Consider the following 20,171-nt stretch of genomic DNA (forward strand, 5'->3'; position numbering starts at 1 on the left):
CGCTCGGCCGGGCCTGCGCCTACCAGTTGGTGTAGATGACGTGGTTGAGTGCCACCGCGCCGACGATGTTCGCCGCCAGCCACCATCGGTGCGACGGAGGCGGCAGCAGCGCGGGGGCGGCGGTTAGCCAAACGGTGAACGGTAACCAGATGCGTTCCACCTCGGCCTTGCTCAACATGCTCAGGTCGGCAATGAGGATCGCCAGCACGACGGCAACGAGCAACAGATGAATACCCGGGCGTCGTCGAATGGCTCGGCGATCGAAGGCCATGCTGAGACCGACCACGCTGCCCAGCCCGATGGCGCATGCCGCCGCGGCCAGATTGGCCCAACTCCAATACTGGAACGGCCGGTCGTTGGCAATCCCTTGCCAATAGCGTTGCAGCACAAGCATATAGCCGTCGAGCCAGCAAAAGCCAAAGGATGCGAACGCGGCTGTGACCGCCGCCGCGCCGACCAGAGCCAGCGCCAGCGCGCGCAGCGCCGCGGTCCGCCCGGGCGCGGCGAGCAGCACCGCCAACGCCGGCAACGCCAGCAACGCCAGGCCATAGTTGAGAAAGATCGCCCAGCCCAGCAGCAGCCCGGCTGCCAGCGCCGGCAACGCCGGCAGCCGAACCGATCGGGTGACCGCCAGCGCCAGCAGCGCGATGCCCCAGGCCGCGGCACCCGTGAAGTAGCCGTCGGCGGACACGGCGACCCAGATTGCGGTGGGCGCCACCGCGACGAACGGTGCCGCCAAGCGTGCCGTGGACTCGCCGGACATCACCCGCACGGCGACGATGATGGCTGTGCTCGCGCTGGACCCTGCGAGCAAGCACAGCGCGCCCGCCCAGGCGCCACCACCCAAGCCGATGCGGTCCAGCCAGACGAACGTCAGCAGCGCGCCGGGCGGGTGCCCGGACACATGCGTGATCCACGAATCGGGCTGGAAATCAAGAATGCGCCGCGAGAAGCTGTGCAGCGCGTGCGGGATGTCGGTGACGGTGGGCACTTGACGCAGGTATTCGTGACGCGCCGTGAGCCGGCCGGCGAAGCCACGCTGCCATCCGTCGACCATCGCCAGCGCGAAGGCCCACGTTGGGCATCGCCCACCGAAAGCAGTTGCCAGCTAACCGGAATCACGTACCACATGCGTCGGATCGGGCAAATCAAAGCGGTGGTCCGTGTCGCGCACGCCGTTCGTCTTCGATTTCGACAAGCCGTCTGCGTGACCGGGGGCGGTTGTTGCCAGGGTTCTCCCGACCGCTAGGGGTAAATCACGGGAGACCGTGGCGACTACCGCTGCCGCGGTCACCACAATCCGGGTCAGAAGACAGACGACGCGGCGTAACGGTTGCCAGCATGGCTCAAGTTCGATCCGGCGACCTCGCCGGCCTGGTTGTGCGCAATGTGCAAGCGGCATCGGCGGTCTTTCCTCGGCTGCATGTGCGGGTTCACTGGACAAGACGTTGCAGCCGACGGCCTTTGTGTAACCCGCAGATGTGTTTCCAAACAGTGGGCAGGGTCGTCGTCGAGCAAGGCGTCAGGGCGAGCGGCCGCCAACGCGCCGCTACCGGCCCTCGGTAAAGCTGCGCAATGCCGCTACCTGCTGCGGATCCAGTGAGGGGCGCACGGTTTCGCGGGCCGCCGCCAGGTCGGCGGCGGTGACGTCGGCGGCATCGATGCAACGCCGCATCGCGGTCAGCGCGGCTTCCCGCAGCAGGGCCACGCAATCGGCGGCGCTGTACCCGTCGAGCCCGGCGGCCACCTCGTCCAGGTCGACGTCGGCGGCCAGTGGGACCGACTTGCCGGCGGTGCGCAGAATTTCGCGGCGCGCCGCCGCATCGGGGGGTTCCACGAACACCAGACGTTCCAGCCGGCCCGGGCGCAGCAGGGCCGGGTCGATGAGGTCGGGCCGGTTGGTGGCACCCAGCACGACGACGTCGCGCAGCGGGTTGATGCCGTCGAGCTCGGTCAGCAGCGCCGCCACCACCCGGTCGCTCACCCCCGAATCGAGGCTTTGGCCGCGCCGCGGTGCCAGCGCGTCGACCTCGTCGAGAAACACCAGGGACGGCGCCGAGTCGCGCGCGCGCCGAAACAACTCGCGCACCGCCTTTTCCGACGAGCCCACCCACTTGTCCATCAGCTCGGAGCCCTTGACCGCATGCACGCTCAGCTGCCCGGTACTGGCCAGCGCACGCACCACGAACGTCTTGCCGCAGCCGGGCGGGCCGTAGAGCAATACCCCGCGGGGCGGGTCGACGCCCAGCCGGGCAAAGGTGTCGGGGTGCTGCAACGGCCACAACACCGACTCGGTCAGCGCTTGCTTGGCCTCGGCCATATCGCCGACGTCGTCGAGTGTGACGCTGCCGACGGCCACCTCTTCGCTGGCCGAGCGTGACAGCGGCCGGATGACGCTCAGCGCGCCGACGAGGTCGTCCTGGTTCAGTTTCGGTGACCGACCGTCCGCGCTGGCCCGCGAGGCCGCCCGCAATGCCGCCTCACGCAGCAGCGCCGCCAGATCGGCAACCACGAAACCCGGTGTGCGGCTGGCGATTTCATCGAGGTCAAGATCCCCGGAGGGGACGTGTTTGAGCAGCGCTTCCAGCAACGCCCTTCGGGTGCCGGCGTCGGGCAGCGGCAGGCCGAGTTCTCGGTCCAGCAGCTCGGGCGCGCGCAACCGGGCATCGATCTGGTCGGGCCGGGCGGTGGTGGCGATCACGGCCACGCCGTCGGTGGCCACCGCGGTACGCAATTCGGCCAGGATCAGTGAGGCCACCGGCTCGGGGGTTGCCGGCAGTAGGGCATCGACGTCGATGATCAGCAGCACCCCGCCGCCGTCACGCACCGCCGTGACTGCCTGCACGGCAGCGGTGACAGCCTCGAGCCGGGCTTCGGCAGCCAGCGCGCCGATCTCCGGGCCGTCCAGCTCCACCACCCTGCGCCCGGCGCACACCGCGCGCACCAGCGTCACCTTGCCGACGCCGGCCGGACCCGACACCAGCACACCCAGGTTGGCGCCAGCCCCCAAAGTCTTGAGCAGGTGGGGTTCGTCGAGGGCAAGTTTGAGCCATTCGGTGAGCTTGGCCGCCTGCGGCTGGGTGCCCTTGAGCTCCTCGACCTGGATCTCCGGGGTGGCGACACTGGCCTTCTCCGCGGCCGTCGACGCCCGGTAGGGTACGCCGGCACCCCAGGTGACCAGGGAATTCGGCTGTACGCTGACCGGTCCTTCGGGATCGACGCCGGTCACCGTCAACAGCTCCGAGGTCCAGCTGATCCCGACCGACGCTGCCAACGCCCGGGTTGCCGCCGACGTCGAGGTGCCGGGACCCAGGTCGCGGGGCAGCAGCGACACCGCGTCGCCGACGGTGAGCACCTTGCCGAGCAGCGCCTGGCGCAGGGTGAGCGGCGAGATCGACTGAGAGGCCAGCGTCGAGCCGCTCAGCGTCACGGTCCGTGCGCCGTAGACGGTGACCCCGTTGACGAGCACCGCGGTGCCCTCCCGTACGCCCGCGTTGGACAGGGTGACGTCGTCCAGCAAGATGGTGCCGACCGGGACCTGCGGACCGGCCATGCCCGCCACCGCCGCGGTCGTGCGGGACCCGGTCAGTGACACCGCATCCCACTCCCGGATGCCCAGGGCGGCGATGGCGCTGGGGTGCAACCGCACCACACCGCGGCGCGAGTCGACGGCCGAGGTGTTCAGCCGGGCGGTCAGCGTCAGTTGCGGGGCACCCAGGGGGCGAGTCCGGACCGGATCACCGGGACGAGTCACAACCGCCCGCCCGGCTTGCGCAGCCCCAGCCGAGCCATCGACCGCCGGTGCGGCTGCGCTCGGCGGATCGCGCGCCGGGCGGCACGTCGTTGCTTGGGTTTTTCGCCCCACACCTCAGGATGTTCGGCAAGCCAGCGTTTGCTGCGCACCGCGAACGGGATATGGCACACGTAGGAGATGATGATGACCCAGATCAGGATGTAGGGCGCCAGGATCGCGGCGGCCGCCACAATCGCCAGCACCGCCAGCAGCGGGGCGGCCAAGTTGGGTGGCACCGCGACGGTGTGAATCTTCTTCATCGGAATCGTGCTGACCATCAGCAACGATGTGCCTGTGATCCAGAACGCCAGGAAATAAACCGACGTCCACCAGCCCTCGCCGAACTGCAGTTTGAGGCCGATCAGACCGATCATGGACACCGCCCCCGCCGGAGCCGGCATTCCGACGAAGAACTCGTGCGCGTAGGGGGGCAGGGTCCCGTCGTCCAGCTGGGCGTTGTATCTGGCCAGCCGCAACACCACACATACCGCGTACAGCAGCACCACCATCCAGCCGACCGGCCACTTGGACAGCAGCGACACGTAGACCACCAGGGCCGGTGTCACGCCGAAGTTCACGGCATCGGCCAGGGAGTCGATTTCGGCGCCCATCCGCGACTGCGCGTCCAGGATGCGGGCCACCCGGCCGTCGAGGGCGTCGAGGATGGCGGCCACGGCGATCAGCGCCATCGCCGGTATCGGCTTGTGGTCGAGGGCAAACTTGATCGAAGTCAATCCCGCGCAGATGGACAGTACCGTCATCGCGCTGGGCAACAAATGCAGGTTCACCCCTCGCCGGATCCGAGGCTTGGTCGTCATGGCAGGTCAGCCAGTACCGTCTCGCCGGCAATCGCGCGCTGGCCCACTCTGACCGCGGGTTCCGCGCCCGGCGGCAAGTAGGTGTCCAGCCGCGAGCCGAACCGGATCAGGCCGTAGGTGTCACCGATCGACAGCGTGTCCCCGACATGTGCGTCGCACACGATGCGGCGGGCCACCAATCCGGCGATCTGCACGGCCACCACCTCGGCGCCGCCGGGCGTACGGATCCGCACACTGGTGCGCTCGTTGTCGTCGCTGGCCGACGCCAGGTCGGCGGATCCGAAACGGCCGGGCCGGTGTTGCACGGCAACCACGTCGCCGCTCACCGGTGACCGCTGCACGTGGGCGTCGAAAATCGACAAGAAGATGCTGACCCGGGGCCGCGGTTCGGAGCCCATGCTGAGTTCGGCGGGCGGGGCCGCGGAGTCGATCACGCAGATGACGCCGTCGGCCGGCGCGACGATGGCTCCGGCGCGGGTGGGCGGCACCCGGGAGGGGTGCCGGAAAAACCCGGCACACGCGCCAGCGGTCAGCAGGCCGGCCCGGCGCAGCCACCTGGACCGGTAACCGGCAGCCGCAACAGCGAGGCCGGAAGCGACGAATGGCCGCCCCGCCGGGTGGATCGGCGGAACGGTCGTCCGCACCAACGCCAGCAGGTGCTGCGGGCTCAGCGTCGGTTCCGGATAGGACGGGCCTTCCTGCGCGGAAGGGCTGCGGGGGCGTCGTGCCACGGCGGTCATCTTACGGAAGGTGGGCGTGGGTTGCGCCCGAGTCGATCCGGTGCCGATCCGTACGATCCGTGGCCACGCCGGACTGGCTGCAGACAATGGTGTAATCGGGGCGTGCCGACGACCCGCCGCCGTCGGCCTGGGGGGCGAAGGTCGCTAATGTCCACGAGGGTTGCCAGACCTGTTTTGCCATCCGATCCGTTGCTGCGTCGCGCCAAGCTCGGTGTCACGGCGGCCTTCGTCGCCCACGCCGTGCTGTTCTCCTCTTGGGTGGCACATATCCCCCAGGTAAAGGCTGAGCTGGAGCTATCCAACGGCCAGTTGGGCGCCGCGCTGTTCGGGGCGCCGCTGGGGTCGGTGATTTCCATGGTGCTGAGCCACTGGGCGCTGCCCCGGTGGGGCAGCCACCGGTTGGTTCCGATCAACCTCGCCGGCTATGCCGCGTCGGGATTGACGGTCGGGCTGGCTGGATCGGGGCGCTGGCTGTTCGCCGCGCTCGCGTTGTGGGGGATGTTCCAGGGCGGCCTGGACGTGGCGATGAATACCCAGGCCGGCACGGTCGAGCGGCTCGCCGCAACTCCCCTCATGGCGCGGTTCCACGGAATGTGGAGCGTCGGCGCTTTCCTGGGCGCCCTGATTGGCACGGTATGCGTCACCGCGGGCGTTCGACTGACCACTCAGTTGGCCGTCCTGGGGGCGATCGTCTTGATCGTGGCCGCAGCGCTCAACCTCGGTGTGATTGCGGATCGGCACGCCGGTGCCGCCGCCGAGGCCACCGGCCGGCCCGGCAAGCGCGCCTGGATGACGACCACCGTGGCAATCCTCGGGGCGGTGGCGTTCATCTCCCTGCTGTGTGAGGGCGCCGCCGCCGACTGGTCGGCCAATTACCTGCAGGATGTCCTCGGCGACGGCCCGCAGGACGGCGACGGTATCGCCGGGCTTGGCTTTGCCGGGTTCACCCTGGCCATGGTCGTCACCCGGCTCGGTGGGCCGCGACTGCAGTCCCGCATCGCCAGCCGGCGGTTGCTTCCGGTGCTGGCGATGCTGGCCGCGACTGGTATGACGGTGGCACTCATCAGCGCCAATCCCGTGCTGAGCGTGCTGGGCTTCGCGACGCTGGGCGCCGGCGTGGCGTTGCTGGTTCCGACGGCCTTCAGCGCGGCCTATTCGGCCACCACGGCCGGATCAGCGATCGCCCTCGTGGCCGCGATCGGCTGGTTGGGCTACCTGATGGGACCGCCGCTGATCGGCTTCCTCGCCGATCTGATCGGTTTGCCGGGGGCACTGGTCACCATTCCGTTGATGATCTCGATCGCCGCGGTAGCGATCCACTACACCGACGCATTCGAAGCGGCCGACCAATTCCACCGCGACGCGGTGACATCACCGGCGGACTGAGGTCAGGACAGGTCCCAGACCTCGACCTCGGTTCCGGCGAACACCTCCACGACGTCCTCCGGTATGTCCAGTAGCGCGTTGGCCGAGGCCAGCCAGCGCAAATGGTGCGATGCCGGCGGCCCGTAACTGGTGACCTGCCCGCTGCCGGCATCCAGCACCGCCCGCCGGAACTGCCGTTTGCCGCGCGGCGAGCTCACCGATTCGGTGAGCATCGCGGTCCGTCGCGGCCGGAACGGCTCGGGCAGGCCCATGGCGTTGCGCAACGCCGGGCGGATGAACACCTCGAAAGACACCAGCGCGCTGACCGGGTTGCCGGGCAGCGTGACGATCGGCGTGCCCGCCACCCGCCCGACGCCCTGGGGCATTCCAGGCTGCATCGCCACCTTGACGAACTCCACGCCCTGGTCGCCGTCACGGCCGAAGGCGTCCTTGACCACCTCGTAAGCTCCAGCGCTCACACCGCCGCTGGTGATGATCAGATCGGCGTCACCGGCGCAGCGCTCGATGATCTCGGCGAACTGCGCGACGTCGTCGCCGGCGGTTTCGGTGGCCGCCACGACGGCTCCCGCGTCGCGGACCGCGGCGGCCAGCATGATCGAGTTCGACTCATAGATCTGCCCCGGTTGCAGCGGGCTGCCCGGCGGCACCAGCTCCGAGCCGGTGGAAACCACCAGCACCCGCTGGCGCGGGATCACGGTCAGCTCGGCCAGGCCCAGCGCCGCGGCCAAACCCAATGCGGCCGGCGTCACCGGTTGGCCGGCGTGCAGCACGGTGGTGCCGGCGGCGACGTCTTCGCCGGCGCGCCGGATGTGCTTACCCGGCTCGGCGGGTTGCCGGATCCCTACCGTCGGCACGCCGCCGTCGGTGGCTTCGACCGGAACGACGGCCGTGGCGCCGAACGGCATCGGCGCGCCGGTCATGATGCGGTGCGCGGTGCCGCGTGCCAGCCGCAATTCGTCGGTGCGACCGGCGGGGATGTCCTCGGCCACCGGCAGCAGCACCGGATGCTGGTCCGTCGCGCTCGCGGTGTCCTCGGCGCGAACGGCGTACCCGTCCATCGCGGAGTTGTCGAACACCGGCAGCGACAACCGCGCGACCACGTCGCCGGCCAGGACCAGGCCCTGGGCGTCGCTCAGCGCGACCGTGGCCGCCGCTCGCGGCTGGACCATCCCGGTAACGACCCGCTGGTGTTCTTCGACTGAGCGCACTCGGCCATTATGGTCCGCTACACCGGAAAGTGGACGCCGGTGAGCTCCTCGGAGACCGCCCACAGCCGGCGTTGCAGCTCCTCGTCATGCGACGCGAGGCTGGACTGCACCAGCTTCGGGTGGCCACGTTGCTCGAGGAAACCGTCGGGGCCGTAGTACTGCCCACCCGCCACCGACGGGTCGGTGGCGGCCCGCAACGTCGGCAACGCACCCATCTCCGCGCTTTGGAACAGCACCGGGGCAAGCAGGTTCGACAGCGGCCGCACCATCCGTGGCAGGTGGCGGGCCAATTCGGTGTTGGAGCCGCCGGGGTGGGCGGCCACGGCGATGGTGGCGGCGTCCGGATCTGCCGCCAGGCGGCGCTGCAGCTCGTAGGTGAACAGCAGATTGGCCAGTTTGGACTGGCCGTAGGCGGCGACCCGGTCGTACCCGCGTTCCCACTGCAGGTCGTCGAAGTGGATGGCGGCGCGAATCCGGTGGCCCAGGCTGCTGACCGTCACCACCCGCGAACCGCGCACCGGGATCAGCCGGTCGAGCAGCAGGCCGGTCAGCGCGAAGTGACCGAGGTGGTTGGTGCCGAACTGCATCTCGAAGCCGTCTTTGGTGGTCTGCCTCGGTGTCCACATCACCCCGGCGTTGTTGATCAGCAGATCGATGCGGGGGTAAGTCGAGCGCAGCGCTTCGGCGGCGGCGCGCACCGAATCCAGCGAGCTCAGGTCGAGTTCCTGCAGCGTGATGTCGGCTTGTGGTTTGGCTGCGACGATGCGCGCCAGGGCGGCGTTGCCCTTCTCGGGGCTGCGCACCGCCAGCACGACGTGCGCGCCGCGGAAGGCCAGCACCGCGGCGGTGTGGTAGCCGAGGCCGGTGTTGGCGCCGGTGACGACGACCACGCGGCCGCTCTGGTCGGGAATGTCGGCCCGCGACCACTTGCGGTTCTCAGTGGCGTTCTTCGAGACGTCAGAGGTCATGGGGCCCAAAGATACTCAAGCCGACGGCGCCCATCGCGACGCGTCGCCACCTGGGTAGAGTTGAGAACGTGATTACCGGTTTGGCTCACACCGGAGTGTGCGTACCGGACTGCGCGGCCGCAGTCGCGTTCTATCGGGACGTATTAGGCCTGGAAGTGCTCTCGCCGCCGTTCGTCATGGCCGGTAACGCCATTCGCGACGACATGGGCGAGCTGGTGTCCGACCCCGCAATGAAGGCGGCCATCGTGGGCGTCGGCGGTGACGGTGACCGAGTCATCGAGGTCATCGAATACCTCAACGTCGACGGTTGCGGTCAACGGACCGCAGCGGCGCTGAGCGATCACGGCCTGACGCACGTCGGGTTGATCTGCGACGACCTCGACGCCACCCGCGCCGAGCTGGAAAGCAAAGGGGTGCGTTTCCTGGTCGACGGCATCGCGGAGGTGGCGCGGGTGCGCACCACCTGGTTCGCCGACCCGTGGGGCGTGGTGTTCATCCTCGTGGAGAAAAGCCGGCCGGAACGACCCTATTTTGCGCAATGGGACTGAAGCCGCGGGTCGCGGTGATCGGAGCCGGAGCCGGCGGTATCGCGATGGGCATCCAGCTCGCCGACGGCGGTTACGACTTCACCATCTTCGACCGCGCCGACGGCTTCGGTGGCACCTGGCGGCACAACACGTTCCCCGGAGCCGCCTGCGATGTGCCCTCACACCTGTACTCCTATTCGTTCGCGCCCAACCCGCGCTGGAGCAAGACGTATGCCAACCAGCCGGAGATCCTGGCGTATCTGGAGAAGGTCGCCGCCGAGCACCGGCTCACCGGCCACCTGCAGCCCGGCACCGCGGTCACCACGGCCCGGTGGTCGGATAGCCGGCGGCGCTGGACGCTGCACACCGACGGCGGCCGCCAGCATGAATTCGACGTCGTGGTCAGTGCCGTCGGGATGCTCGACGTGCCCAACATTCCCGACATCCCGGGCGCCCGGCGGTTTCGCGGTCGGCAATTCCATTCGGCACGCTGGGACCACGGTAAGTCGACGGCGGGGGAGCGGGTGGCATCCATCGGCACCGGCGCCAGCGCGATCCAATACGTTCCGGCGATCGCCCCGCAGACCGCGCATTTGACGGTGTTCCAGCGGACCCCGATCTGGATTTCGCCGCGATTCGACATCCCGTTCACCGCCGAGCAGCAGGACCTCTTCGAGCGCGACCCGGCCGCCGCCCGGCAGCTGCGCGACGAGGCCTTCGATTCCTACGAGTCGTCCAGCTTCGACGTCGACGCGGCGCAGACCCGGGAGGCGACCGAACTGGCCCGCAGCTACCTGCGGCGCAAGGTGGCCGACCTCGAGCTGCGCGCCAAGCTGACACCGGATTACCCGGTCGGCTGTAAGCGGCCACTGATGTCGCGCGACTGGTACCCGACGTTTTCGCTGCCGAACGTCAGCCTGGAAACGACCGCCATCGCCGAGCTGACCGACTACGGCGTGCGCACCGTGGATGGCGTCGAGCATCGCGTCGACACCGTCATCTACGGCACTGGGTTCAGGGCCGCCGACTACCTGGCCAGCATCGACGTGTACGGCACCGGCGGCCGCCGGCTCCGCCAGGACTGGCGCGACGGCGCGGAGGCGTACCTGGGTACGCTGGTCACCGGGTATCCGAATTTCTTCACGCTGTATGGCCCCAACACCAACGGGGTCAACTCGATCATCTACATCCACGAGGCGCAGACGACCTTGGTCCGCCGCGTCCTCGACGTCATGGTTGGTCGTGGGGCGCGCACCGTCGAGGTGACGCCCGACGCGCAGCGCCGCTACAACGACGAGATCCAGGCCGCCATGGCAGGCAAGGTGTGGCTCGCGTGCGCCAACTACTTCCGCCATCCCAGCGGCAAGGTCGTCACCCAGCTGCCCTACAGCGGGCGGACGTTCTTCGAGCGCACCCGGGTCATGGTGGCCGGCGACTACTGGATCCACTAGCCGTCTTGACCGATGCAGAACGCGGCATTTTTCCACGTCGGCGAACAGCATCAGGATCGACGCCGGTTCGTGAGACTCGTCGCGGAGCTGGGACGCGGCGCGAATCGATCACCGACCCGTTCCTTGCACTCGGCAGGGGCGAGTGCTAAGAATGACGTTGGCACTCTCCACCGGCGAGTGCTAGGTCGGGACGGTGAGGTCCAGCACGCGCTGTGATCGTCCGTCGCGGGCACTGCGCCCGGCCAGCGTAAGTAACGGGGTCGTCGTCACCCGGTGACCCCAGTTCATTCCCTATCCGGAGGAATCACTTCGCAATGGCCAAGACAATTGCGTACGACGAAGAGGCCCGTCGCGGCCTCGAGCGGGGCCTGAACGCCCTCGCCGACGCGGTAAAGGTGACGTTGGGACCCAAGGGCCGCAACGTCGTCCTGGAGAAAAAGTGGGGCGCTCCCACGATCACCAACGATGGGGTGTCCATCGCCAAGGAGATCGAGCTGGAGGACCCGTACGAGAAGATCGGCGCCGAGCTGGTCAAGGAGGTCGCCAAGAAGACCGACGACGTCGCCGGCGACGGCACCACCACGGCCACCGTGCTGGCGCAGGCGCTGGTCAAAGAGGGCCTGCGCAACGTCGCAGCCGGCGCCAACCCGCTCGGCCTCAAGCGCGGCATCGAGAAGGCCGTCGAAAAGGTCACCGAGACGTTGCTCAAGGGTGCCAAGGAGGTCGAGACCAAGGAGCAGATCGCGGCCACCGCGGCCATCTCCGCCGGTGACCAGTCGATCGGCGACCTGATCGCCGAGGCGATGGACAAGGTGGGCAACGAGGGGGTCATCACCGTCGAGGAGTCCAACACCTTCGGCCTGCAGCTCGAGCTCACCGAGGGTATGCGCTTCGACAAGGGCTACATCTCCGGCTACTTCGTCACCGACGCCGAGCGTCAGGAAGCAGTGCTGGAAGACCCCTACATCCTGCTGGTCAGCTCGAAGGTGTCGACGGTCAAGGACCTGTTGCCGCTGCTGGAGAAGGTCATTCAGGCTGGCAAGCCGCTGCTGATCATCGCCGAGGACGTCGAGGGCGAGGCGCTGTCCACCCTGGTCGTCAACAAGATCCGCGGCACCTTCAAGTCGGTGGCGGTCAAGGCCCCCGGCTTCGGTGACCGCCGCAAGGCGATGCTGCAGGACATGGCCATCCTCACCGGTGGTCAGGTCATCAGCGAAGAGGTCGGCCTGACGCTGGAAAACGCCGACCTGAGCCTGCTGGGCAAGGCCCGCAAGGTGGTCATCACCAAGGACGAGACCACCATCGTCGAAGGCGCGGGCGACACCGACGCCATCGCCGGGCGGGTGAGCCAGATCCGCGCCGAGATCGAGAACAGCGACTCCGACTACGACCGCGAGAAGCTGCAGGAGCGCTTGGCCAAGCTGGCCGGCGGTGTTGCGGTGATCAAGGCCGGAGCTGCCACCGAGGTGGAGCTCAAGGAGCGCAAGCACCGCATCGAGGACGCGGTGCGCAACGCCAAGGCCGCGGTCGAGGAGGGCATCGTCGCCGGTGGCGGCGTGACCCTGCTGCAGGCTGCCCCCACGCTGGACGAGCTTAAGCTCTCCGGCGATGAGGCCACCGGTGCCAACATCGTCAAGGTGGCGCTGGAGGCTCCGCTGAAGCAGATCGCGTTCAACTCCGGTCTCGAGCCCGGCGTGGTGGCCGAGAAGGTTCGCAACCTGCCTGCGGGTCACGGCCTCAACGCCGCGACCGGCGAGTACGAGGACCTGCTCAAGGCCGGCGTTGCCGACCCGGTCAAGGTGACCCGTTCGGCGCTGCAGAACGCGGCGTCCATCGCGGGTCTGTTCCTGACCACCGAGGCCGTCGTTGCCGACAAGCCGGAGAAGGAAAAGGCTGCCATGCCCGGTGGCGGCGACATGGGAGGTATGGACTTCTAGAAGTCCACGAAAAGGCCCGGCCCGCTTTGGCGGGCCGGGCTTTTTCACGCGCCAAGACTGCATACAGCGTTTGGGTGGCCGGACACGCGCGCGGCGGGGCTAGAGCTACGGCGTCGAGAACACCACGCAGTCGTGGCGGCAGCCCTTGGCCGCCGCGGGGGAGTCGGGCTCGGCTTCGCGGTGCAGCAGCGCGCGGCTGGGCACCACCGACAGCCGGACGGTCTCCTCGTCGGCAGCTGTTACTTCGGCGCTGCCGTCGACGATCAGCGAATAGCCGCCGGACTCACGCGGGGGCCACAGCAGCGTCACGTGGCCGCGACGGGCCAGGTTCTTGCGGGTTCCACCGCCGACCAACCCCACGTCGACGACCACCCCACGCAACACCGGCTCGACGGTGACGGTGTGCGCGCGGTAGTCGTCATCGACGGTGATCAGGTAGGCGAATGGATAGTCGGCCAAGGCGGCCGCCAGCCGCAGAAGGTCTACCTTTTTGGCGCCCATGCAGTCGAGGATAGGCGCCGGCAGGGGCCGAGTGGACGTGCGCCGCCCAGCCGGTCGGGGCTACTCCGAGCGAACCGGCAGCTTGATGCCGGTGCCGGGTTCGCCAGGCTCGCGGCTGGGATAGAAGGTCGACCGCGGGATGCCCGACCCGGGAAGGACCGGAGCGCCGCTGACCGGCTCCCGAACGGTGGTGTTGCGCAAACCGGGATCGTTGTTGCCCGAGTTGTAGAAACCGGTATAGCCGCTGCCCGCGCTGCGCGGTCCGGCAGTGGCCGGGGAGCCGGTGCCGGCATTGCCAGTGTTCGCGCTGGAGTCGACTCCGGCAGGAGGGGTGATCGGCGTAGCGGCCGGGGGTGTGGCCGGGGCCGGGCTGAGCGCGTTTGCCAGACCCGGGTGCAGGCCGCCCGCCTGACCGAGGGCGGAGCTGAGGACGCCCGAGCTCAAGGTTGCCGTGCCGCCGGTTGCGTAGCTCGCGGAATTGGCCAACCCCGCGTCCAAGCCGGCCGAGCCGGGCAGATTGCTTTGCATCACCGACTGCCACAGACCCGCGCTCACGCCGCCGAAGTTGCCGAAGCCGGTGTTGATGCTCCCCGAGTTCCCCAGACCGCTATTGAGCAGGCCTGAGTTGCCGATGCCCATGTTGTTGTTGCCGGAGTTGAAGAAGCCGACGTTTCCGGTCCCGGAATTGCCGAAGCCGATGTTGCCAGTGCCGGAATTGAGGCCGCCGAAACCGAATTGGTTATTGCCCGTGAGCCCAAACCCGACGTCATGGTTGCCGGTGCTGCCGATGCCGAGATTGCTGTTGCCCAGGTTGCCCATGCCGACGTTGTTGTTGCCGGTGTTGCCGCCGCCGATGTTGCTGCTGCCGGTGTTGCCGATGCCCAGGTTGCCGCTGCCCGTGTTGCCGATACCGATGTTGCCGCTGCCGGTGTTGCCGAAGCCGAGGTTGATCGCGCCGTTCTTGCCGATGTCGATGCCGAGGTTGCGCAGCACCTGTTGCCAGGGCGCCAACAGCGAGGCGGCCGCGGAAGCGTCGGCGTGGTATGTCGCCATCGCAACGACATCCACCGCCCACATCTGCTCATAGGCGGCCTCGATGTCCATGATTGCCGGGGTATTGAACCCCAACCAGTTTGTGGCCGCCAGTACCTGCATCAGCCCGCGGTTGGCCGCGACGACCGCCGGCTGCACCGTCGCCGCGAGCGCCGACTCGAACGCGGTGGCCGTGGCGGCAGCTTGGGCGGCCACCTGTTCCGCCTGGGCCGCGGCGGCGCTCAGCCACGCCATGTATTGGGTGGCGACGGTCATCATCGCCGCCGCCGACGGACCCAGCCAGGAACCACTGGTGAGGTCGTCGAGCACCGAACTGAATGAAGACATTGACGACGCCAGTTCCTCGGCCAGGCCACCCCAGGCTCCGGCCGCGGCAAGGAGCGGTCCCGCGCCGGGACCGGCGAACATCAGTGCCGAATTGATCTCTGGCGGCAACCACGCGAAATGCGGGTTTGTCACTAGCCCAAACTACCCGCCCGAGGCCCTCGACGTGGCCATATCGACGCGGGAAAACTGCGTATCCATACGGGGCGCACAGGAACCCCCAAGACTGCTCAGGCGGGCGCCGCAGCGAACTGGCGTCCGCGGATCAGCTTTCCGGGCCGGGCTGCGGTGGGCACACCGTTTTCGGCGATCACTTCGCCCGAGACGACGGTTGCGACGTAGCCCTCGGCGGTCTGGTCCAGGCGCCGTCCACCGGCGGGCAGGTCGTATCGGATGACCGGCTTGTGCAGCCGCAGGGCGTCGTGGTCGATGACGTTGAGGTCGGCTTTGTAGCCGACGGCGATGCGCCCGCGGTCGGCCAGCCCGGCCACCCGAGCCGGAACGGAGGTGAGTTCGCGCACGGCCTCGGCCACGGTGAACCGCCCGGAGGCGCGGTCCCGGGCCCAATGCGCCAAAAAATACGTCGAGTAGCTGGCGTCGCAGATCATGCCGTAATGGGCGCCGCCGTCGCCTAGGCCCAGCACCACGTCGTTGCGATGCAACAGTTTGCCGACGGTGTCCAGCGAGTTGTTCTCCAGGTTGCTGGTCGCCACCAGCAGCATGGCGTGGCCGTCGTCGTCGAGGAGCCGATCGTAGGCCTCCTCCATCGGATGCACCCCGCGGGCACGGGCGCGGGCGCCGATGCTGTCCGACGGGTCCGGCTCGTAGTTGGGGTTGTCGCACAGCGGGAAGATCCAGTCCCAGGCCTGGGCCACATACAGGATCGGATGCCCCACGCCGGGCTTGTCGGCCAGGATGCGGGCGCGGACTTCGGGCTTGCGCAGCTCGGCTACCCGCTCGGCCAGCGGCAGGTGCATGATCTCGCGGTAGCTCGGGTACAGCACGAACGGGTTGGCCGACAGTTGCAGCCCGATGATCAGTCCGATCGGGCGGGGCAGTAGTTGCGCGGTGATATCGCCACCGTTCTTGTTGGCGTTTTCGACCATGGTGATCGCGTCCGGCCACGTCGGGTCGCCGGCGTTGGCGACCACCAGCGTGAAGGTGACTGGCAGCCCGACATCCTCGGCGACGTCGAACACCGTCTGCAATACCGGCTGATAGCCGCCGGCCGGAATGTCGGGCACGAACTGCAGCAGCCCGCCGCCGCCGTCCACCACACCCCTGGCGATCTCCTCGATCTCCTGCCGCGCGGCGTCATAGCTGGGGATCGGTGAACCGCTCTGCGTCTTGTGGATGGTCAGTCGCGACGACGCGAACCCCAGCGCGCCGGCCTCGATCGCCTCCTTGGCCAGGGCCCGCATCGCGGCCAGGTCTTGCGGGGTGGCCGGTTCGCGGTCGGCACCGCGCTGGCCCATCACGTAAACACGAAGCGGCGAATGCGGCAGGTAGACGGCCACATCGATGTCCCGCCGGCGCGCCTGTAAAGCATCCAGGTACTCGGGGAAGGTTTGCCAGGTCCACGGCAGGCCGTCGGTCATGACGACGCCGGGAATGTCCTCCACGCCGGCCATCACGTCGACGAGCACGTCGTGGTCCTCCCGGCGGCACGGCGCGAAGCCCACCCCGCAGTTGCCCATCACGACCGTGGTGACTCCGTGTGCCGACGACGGCGTCAACCGGTCGGACCAGATGGCCTGGCCATCGTAGTGGGTATGCAGGTCGACGAAACCGGGGGTGACCAGCAGGCCGGTCGCGTCGATCTCTCTGGTGGCGGTGCCACCGTTGACAACACCAACGCTTGTGATGACGCCGTCTCGCACCGCAACGTCCCCGACATACGGCTCGCCGCCCAACCCGTCGACGATGGTGCCGTTGCAGATGAGCAGGTCGTAGGTCATCTAATTAATCTACGGCCGTGACGGCCGGTGGTGCCATGGCCGTCCCCGCCCGTAAAGTCGCCGCTATGGCCAGCCCCCATGCCAACACTGCCAACCATGCCCCGGCCCGGGAGCTGCTGCGCGACGCGTTCACCCGGTTGATCGAACACGCCGACGACCTCACCGACGGCCTCGCCGACGAAGTCGCCAACTACCGGCCTACCCCCGAGGCCAACAGCATTGCGTGGCTGCTCTGGCACAGCGCCCGCGTCCAGGACGTTCAGGTGGCGCACATCGCCGGCGTGGAGCAGGTGTGGACCCGCGACGGCTGGGTCGACCGGTTCGGTCTGCCCCTGTCCCGCGACGACACCGGCTACGGGCACAGCGCCGCCGAGGTGGGCAAGGTACGCGCGCCGGGCGACCTGCTGTCCGGTTACTACCACGCGGTCCACCAGCTCACCCTGGAGTACGTGGCCGCAGTGACCGCAGCCGAGCTGTCGCGCGTGGTCGACACCAACTGGAACCCGCCGGTGACCGCCAGCATGCGCTTGGTCAGCATCATCGACGACTGCGCGCAACATCTGGGTCAGGCCGCCTACCTACGCGGCATCGTGCCGCCGGCCCAGTAGCTTGTGAGGCGTGCGATTTGCTGCGACGGCGGTGTTGTGGCTGGCCGCCACGGTCGCGCTGGCGGTAGCGGTCCCGGCGGCGTGGGCGCAGACCACGATCATCGATGAGGACGGCTACGCCGCCCTGGCCCAACGGGCCGCCGGCGATCCCGTCCTGCAGTCCGCCATGGCGGCCGAACTCAGCAGCCGGGCGACGGCCCTCATCGCCCAGCATCGGCGGTCGAGCTATCCGATCGACAGCTCGACGGTGCACGATGCGGCGGCCGCATTCACCGCCGGCCCGGCGTTTCCGCCCCTCTTCGCGCGGGCGAACCGGATCGCGCACGGCTGGCTGTTCGGGCAGCCGCGAGCCGGCCGCGCCGGTGACCAGTGGGTGGTCGATCTGGCCCCCATGCTCCAAGACAGCTCGATGCAGGAGGTGCTGAGTAGCTATCACGTCGAGGCGCCGGCCACGCTGCAGGTTCCGCTGACGGTGTCGGCGCCCCGGCCGGTGCACCCGGGACAGCTGCGGCGGCTGGCTGTGTGGGGTCCGTGGATCAGTATCGGCGCCGCAGCCTCGAGCGTCGCCTGCGCGTTGCTGATGCTGCTCACCGCGCGTCGCCGGGGCAAGGCGCTGGCCAGCCTTGGGGTGTCGGCGCTGCTCGTCGGCGGCGCCGGCTGGGCCGGAATCGAAATCGGCAGCCACTATGTCGACGACGCGCTCGACCGGACCGCCGGCGATATCCGGCGGATGGCCGACGTCATGGTTGGTACCGCGGAGAGCAGCCTGCACCTCTGGTTGAACCTGACGCTGGTCGCCGGTGTGGCACTGGTGGTGCTCGGCGTGCTGGCCGCGGTGCTGGGCAGCCTGTGGAAGTGACCGGGACTTCGTGTTTGACGCCGACATCGCCGCCGTGACGGCAAACTCGGCGAGCGCTGGTTCACCGCAGCGGCAGCTCGGCCAAAATCGCACCGGTCGGCTGCGCAGAACCGGTGCCAGGCTCGACGGTGAAGGCCAGCGCGGTTGAGTTCCCGAGGTCGGGCAGCGTGGCCTTGGTCGACGGCGCCACCGCCGCGGGCCCCATGGTCCCCGCCGAGGTGGGACCATTGGCGCCCAGCAGCCACATCTGATAAACGGTGCCCGGGGACGGCGGCGGCACGTCGTTCATCACCAGCACGCCGGCATTGCGGTCATGGGAGAACATCACTGTGGCGGTCCCGCCGCCCAGCGGGCGCGAGACGGTCTGCACGTCCGGTGCGCCCAGTACCTGGTCGGCGACCGTGGTCGGCGGCGATGGCCGCAGCACGGTGCCCAGGCCGAACGCGCCCAATCCCACCACCACGGCGGCGGCTGACGCGAAAACAGCTGTGCGCCAGCGTGGTTGGCGTCGGTCGGGGGTTGGTTTCACGGTGTCCAGCACGGCCGCGCGCAATCGTTCCGGCGGTTCGGTGGCCGTCGTCGCCGACACGATCGCCATCGTCTCGCGGACCGCGCGGACTTCTTCGTTGAAGGCCGCCGTGATCGCCGAGGGTGCCGCGGCGACCATGCGCTCGATGTCGATTCGCTCCTCGTCGGACACCGCATGCAGCGCATACGGGATTGCCAGCTCCAGCAGTCCGAAATCGGTCGGCTCACTCATGACATACCCAGGCAGTTCCGCAGACCGCGCAGCGCGTCCCGCATCCGCGATTTGATCGTCGACAAATTCGTGGCCAGCCGGTGCGACACCTCGGCGTACGTCAGGCCGCCGTAGTAGGCCAGCTCGACGCATTCCCGTTGTACATCGGTCAGCCCGCCGAGGCATTCGGCGACCCGGCGGCGTTCGTCACCGGCGATCGCGGAGTCGGCGACGACGTCGCTGGCCGGGTCGATATTGGCCACGCCGTAGCGCGATTCCCGCTGGCTGCCGGCTTGCTCGGCGCGTACCCGGTCGACGGCGCGCCGGTGTGCCATGGTCAGTAACCAGGCCAGTGGCGAGCCCTTCACGGCGTCGTACTCCGATGCCGTCCGCCACACCTCGAGATAGATCTCCTGGGTGGTTTCTTCGCTGTAGCCCGGGTCCCGCAGCACCCGTGCCACCAGCCCGTACACCCGGGTGTTGGTGTGGTCGTAGAACGTGGCGAACGCGTCACGGTCGCCCCGCGCGATCTGGTGCAACAGGGCGTTGAGGTCGCTGCTCAGCCGTGGCGGTCCCGTCATCGACGGTAGCCTATCGTCAGGTCGCACCGAAATCGCCAAACCGGTCATAACTGACGCGCCGATCGCGGTGGCCGCGGCACGAAATAAGCTGTCCGGCGCTGGTATTCGGCGAAGCCCGGACGGCCCTTCATGTACTTCTCGGTCAGCCGGGCCCCGCTCACGTCGACCAGGAAGTAGGTCATCAGCAAAGGTGAAACCACCGTGAGCAGCGGCGCCCAGCCGGTGATGGTGATCAGCCACAACCCCCACCAGACGCAGGCGTCACCGAAGTAATTGGGGTGGCGGGTCCAGGCCCACAGGCCGCGGTCCATGATGACCCCGCGGTTGGCCGGGTCGGACTTGAAGGCCCGCAACTGGCGGTCACCGAGCGCTTCGAAGACGAGCCCGACCAGCCACACCGCCACGCCCGCCGCGGTGACCACCAGCAATGGCCTCGGTGTGGGCCCGGCGACCGCGGACAGCTGCAGCGGGAAAGAGATGAACAGCGTCAGGAAGGCCTGCAGTCCGAAGACCTTGCGCACCACCTGAGCCGTCGTGGCGCCGCGCAGCAGATCGGCATAACGGGGATCCTCGCCCTTGCCGGCGGTCTTGCGGTGCATGTGCCAGCTCAGCCGCAGGCCCCACACCGTCACCAGCGCCAGCAGCAGCCACCGGCGGGCCGGGTCGCCGGTGGCTGCTGCTGGCGCTGGTGACGGTGTGGGGCCTGCGGCTGAGCTGGCA

Annotated in this window: 17 protein-coding genes and 1 pseudogene; 6 read left to right on the forward strand and 12 right to left on the reverse strand. The window is 68.6% G+C overall.

The window, feature by feature from the left end; genetic code table 11:
• Nucleotides 1-19: 19 nt before the first annotated feature.
• From EET13_RS03365 to EET13_RS03380, 4 genes and pseudogenes are all read right to left on the reverse strand, one after another.
• Nucleotides 20-1,075: pseudogene (locus tag EET13_RS03365) on the reverse strand (hypothetical protein); the annotation flags it as partial.
• Between the two features lie 474 nt (nt 1,076-1,549).
• The gene (locus EET13_RS03370; RefSeq protein ID WP_425293998.1) at nt 1,550-3,754 is read right to left on the reverse strand and encodes an AAA family ATPase; all 2,205 of its coding nucleotides are present in this window, start codon (nt 3,752-3,754) and stop codon (nt 1,550-1,552) included.
• Nucleotides 3,751-4,611: a CDP-diacylglycerol--serine O-phosphatidyltransferase gene (pssA, locus tag EET13_RS03375; protein ID WP_122440966.1), complete on the reverse strand. Its 861-nt coding sequence runs from the start codon at nt 4,609-4,611 to the stop codon at nt 3,751-3,753. The genes EET13_RS03370 and pssA overlap by 4 nt, the downstream gene beginning before the upstream one ends.
• Nucleotides 4,608-5,342: a phosphatidylserine decarboxylase gene (locus EET13_RS03380; RefSeq protein ID WP_280177658.1), complete on the reverse strand. Its 735-nt coding sequence runs from the start codon at nt 5,340-5,342 to the stop codon at nt 4,608-4,610. The genes pssA and EET13_RS03380 overlap by 4 nt, the downstream gene beginning before the upstream one ends.
• A gap of 156 nt (nt 5,343-5,498) precedes the next feature.
• Between EET13_RS03380 and EET13_RS03385 the strand changes: the two genes are divergently transcribed.
• Nucleotides 5,499-6,737 carry an MFS transporter gene (locus EET13_RS03385; protein WP_122440968.1) on the forward strand — a complete coding sequence of 413 codons (1,239 nt, stop codon included), beginning with the start codon at nt 5,499-5,501 and terminating at the stop codon, nt 6,735-6,737.
• 2 nt (nt 6,738-6,739) lie between these two features.
• Here the strand turns inward: EET13_RS03385 and moeA are convergent, their stop codons facing one another.
• Both moeA and EET13_RS03395 read right to left on the reverse strand, forming a co-directional pair.
• The gene (gene moeA / locus EET13_RS03390) at nt 6,740-7,945 is read right to left on the reverse strand and encodes a molybdopterin molybdotransferase MoeA (RefSeq protein WP_122440969.1); all 1,206 of its coding nucleotides are present in this window, start codon (nt 7,943-7,945) and stop codon (nt 6,740-6,742) included.
• Nucleotides 7,946-7,962: 17 nt separating this feature from the next.
• Nucleotides 7,963-8,913 carry an SDR family NAD(P)-dependent oxidoreductase gene (locus EET13_RS03395; protein ID WP_122440970.1) on the reverse strand — a complete coding sequence of 317 codons (951 nt, stop codon included), beginning with the start codon at nt 8,911-8,913 and terminating at the stop codon, nt 7,963-7,965.
• Between the two features lie 68 nt (nt 8,914-8,981).
• On the opposite strand from EET13_RS03395, the gene EET13_RS03400 reads away from it, so the two are divergent.
• The 3 genes from EET13_RS03400 (at nt 8,982) to groL (ending at nt 12,828) form a co-directional block, all read left to right on the forward strand.
• Nucleotides 8,982-9,461, forward strand: coding sequence for a VOC family protein (locus tag EET13_RS03400; RefSeq protein WP_122440971.1), 480 nt, complete (start codon nt 8,982-8,984; stop codon nt 9,459-9,461).
• On the forward strand, nt 9,452-10,891 hold the full coding sequence (locus EET13_RS03405) for a flavin-containing monooxygenase (RefSeq protein ID WP_122440972.1): 1,440 nt from the start codon (nt 9,452-9,454) through the stop codon (nt 10,889-10,891). The genes EET13_RS03400 and EET13_RS03405 overlap by 10 nt, the downstream gene beginning before the upstream one ends.
• Before the next feature lie 314 nt (nt 10,892-11,205).
• Nucleotides 11,206-12,828, forward strand: coding sequence for a chaperonin GroEL (gene groL / locus EET13_RS03410; protein ID WP_122440973.1), 1,623 nt, complete (start codon nt 11,206-11,208; stop codon nt 12,826-12,828).
• Nucleotides 12,829-12,933: 105 nt separating this feature from the next.
• Here the strand turns inward: groL and EET13_RS03415 are convergent, their stop codons facing one another.
• The 3 genes from EET13_RS03415 to EET13_RS03425 all read right to left on the reverse strand — a co-directional run bounded on the left by EET13_RS03415 (nt 12,934) and on the right by EET13_RS03425 (nt 16,664).
• Nucleotides 12,934-13,329 (reverse strand): pyridoxamine 5'-phosphate oxidase family protein, encoded by a 396-nt coding sequence (locus EET13_RS03415; protein ID WP_122440974.1) that lies wholly within the window; start codon nt 13,327-13,329, stop codon nt 12,934-12,936.
• 60 nt (nt 13,330-13,389) lie between these two features.
• On the reverse strand, nt 13,390-14,841 hold the full coding sequence (locus EET13_RS03420; protein ID WP_122440975.1) for a capsule stability/integrity protein PPE10: 1,452 nt from the start codon (nt 14,839-14,841) through the stop codon (nt 13,390-13,392).
• Nucleotides 14,842-14,936: 95 nt separating this feature from the next.
• Nucleotides 14,937-16,664: an N-acyl-D-amino-acid deacylase family protein gene (locus tag EET13_RS03425; protein WP_122440976.1), complete on the reverse strand. Its 1,728-nt coding sequence runs from the start codon at nt 16,662-16,664 to the stop codon at nt 14,937-14,939.
• Nucleotides 16,665-16,729: 65 nt separating this feature from the next.
• Between EET13_RS03425 and EET13_RS03430 the strand changes: the two genes are divergently transcribed.
• Both EET13_RS03430 and EET13_RS03435 read left to right on the forward strand, forming a co-directional pair.
• Entirely contained in the window at nt 16,730-17,272 is a 543-nt protein-coding gene (locus EET13_RS03430; protein ID WP_122440977.1) for a mycothiol transferase, read from the forward strand.
• Nucleotides 17,273-17,282: 10 nt separating this feature from the next.
• Nucleotides 17,283-18,131 carry a hypothetical protein gene (locus tag EET13_RS03435; RefSeq protein WP_122440978.1) on the forward strand — a complete coding sequence of 283 codons (849 nt, stop codon included), beginning with the start codon at nt 17,283-17,285 and terminating at the stop codon, nt 18,129-18,131.
• A gap of 61 nt (nt 18,132-18,192) precedes the next feature.
• Here EET13_RS03435 and EET13_RS03440 read toward each other — a convergent pair whose 3' ends face one another.
• From EET13_RS03440 to EET13_RS03450, 3 genes are all read right to left on the reverse strand, one after another.
• Entirely contained in the window at nt 18,193-18,891 is a 699-nt protein-coding gene (locus EET13_RS03440) for an anti-sigma factor (protein WP_122440979.1), read from the reverse strand.
• The gene (locus tag EET13_RS03445; protein ID WP_122440985.1) at nt 18,888-19,451 is read right to left on the reverse strand and encodes a sigma-70 family RNA polymerase sigma factor; all 564 of its coding nucleotides are present in this window, start codon (nt 19,449-19,451) and stop codon (nt 18,888-18,890) included. The genes EET13_RS03440 and EET13_RS03445 overlap by 4 nt, the downstream gene beginning before the upstream one ends.
• A gap of 44 nt (nt 19,452-19,495) precedes the next feature.
• The coding region (locus EET13_RS03450) for a DUF1295 domain-containing protein (RefSeq protein WP_122440980.1) at nt 19,496-20,171 on the reverse strand (676 nt) is incomplete at its 5' end.

It is taken from the genome of Mycobacterium attenuatum (genome assembly GCF_900566085.1).
Lineage (GTDB): Bacteria > Actinomycetota > Actinomycetes > Mycobacteriales > Mycobacteriaceae > Mycobacterium > Mycobacterium attenuatum.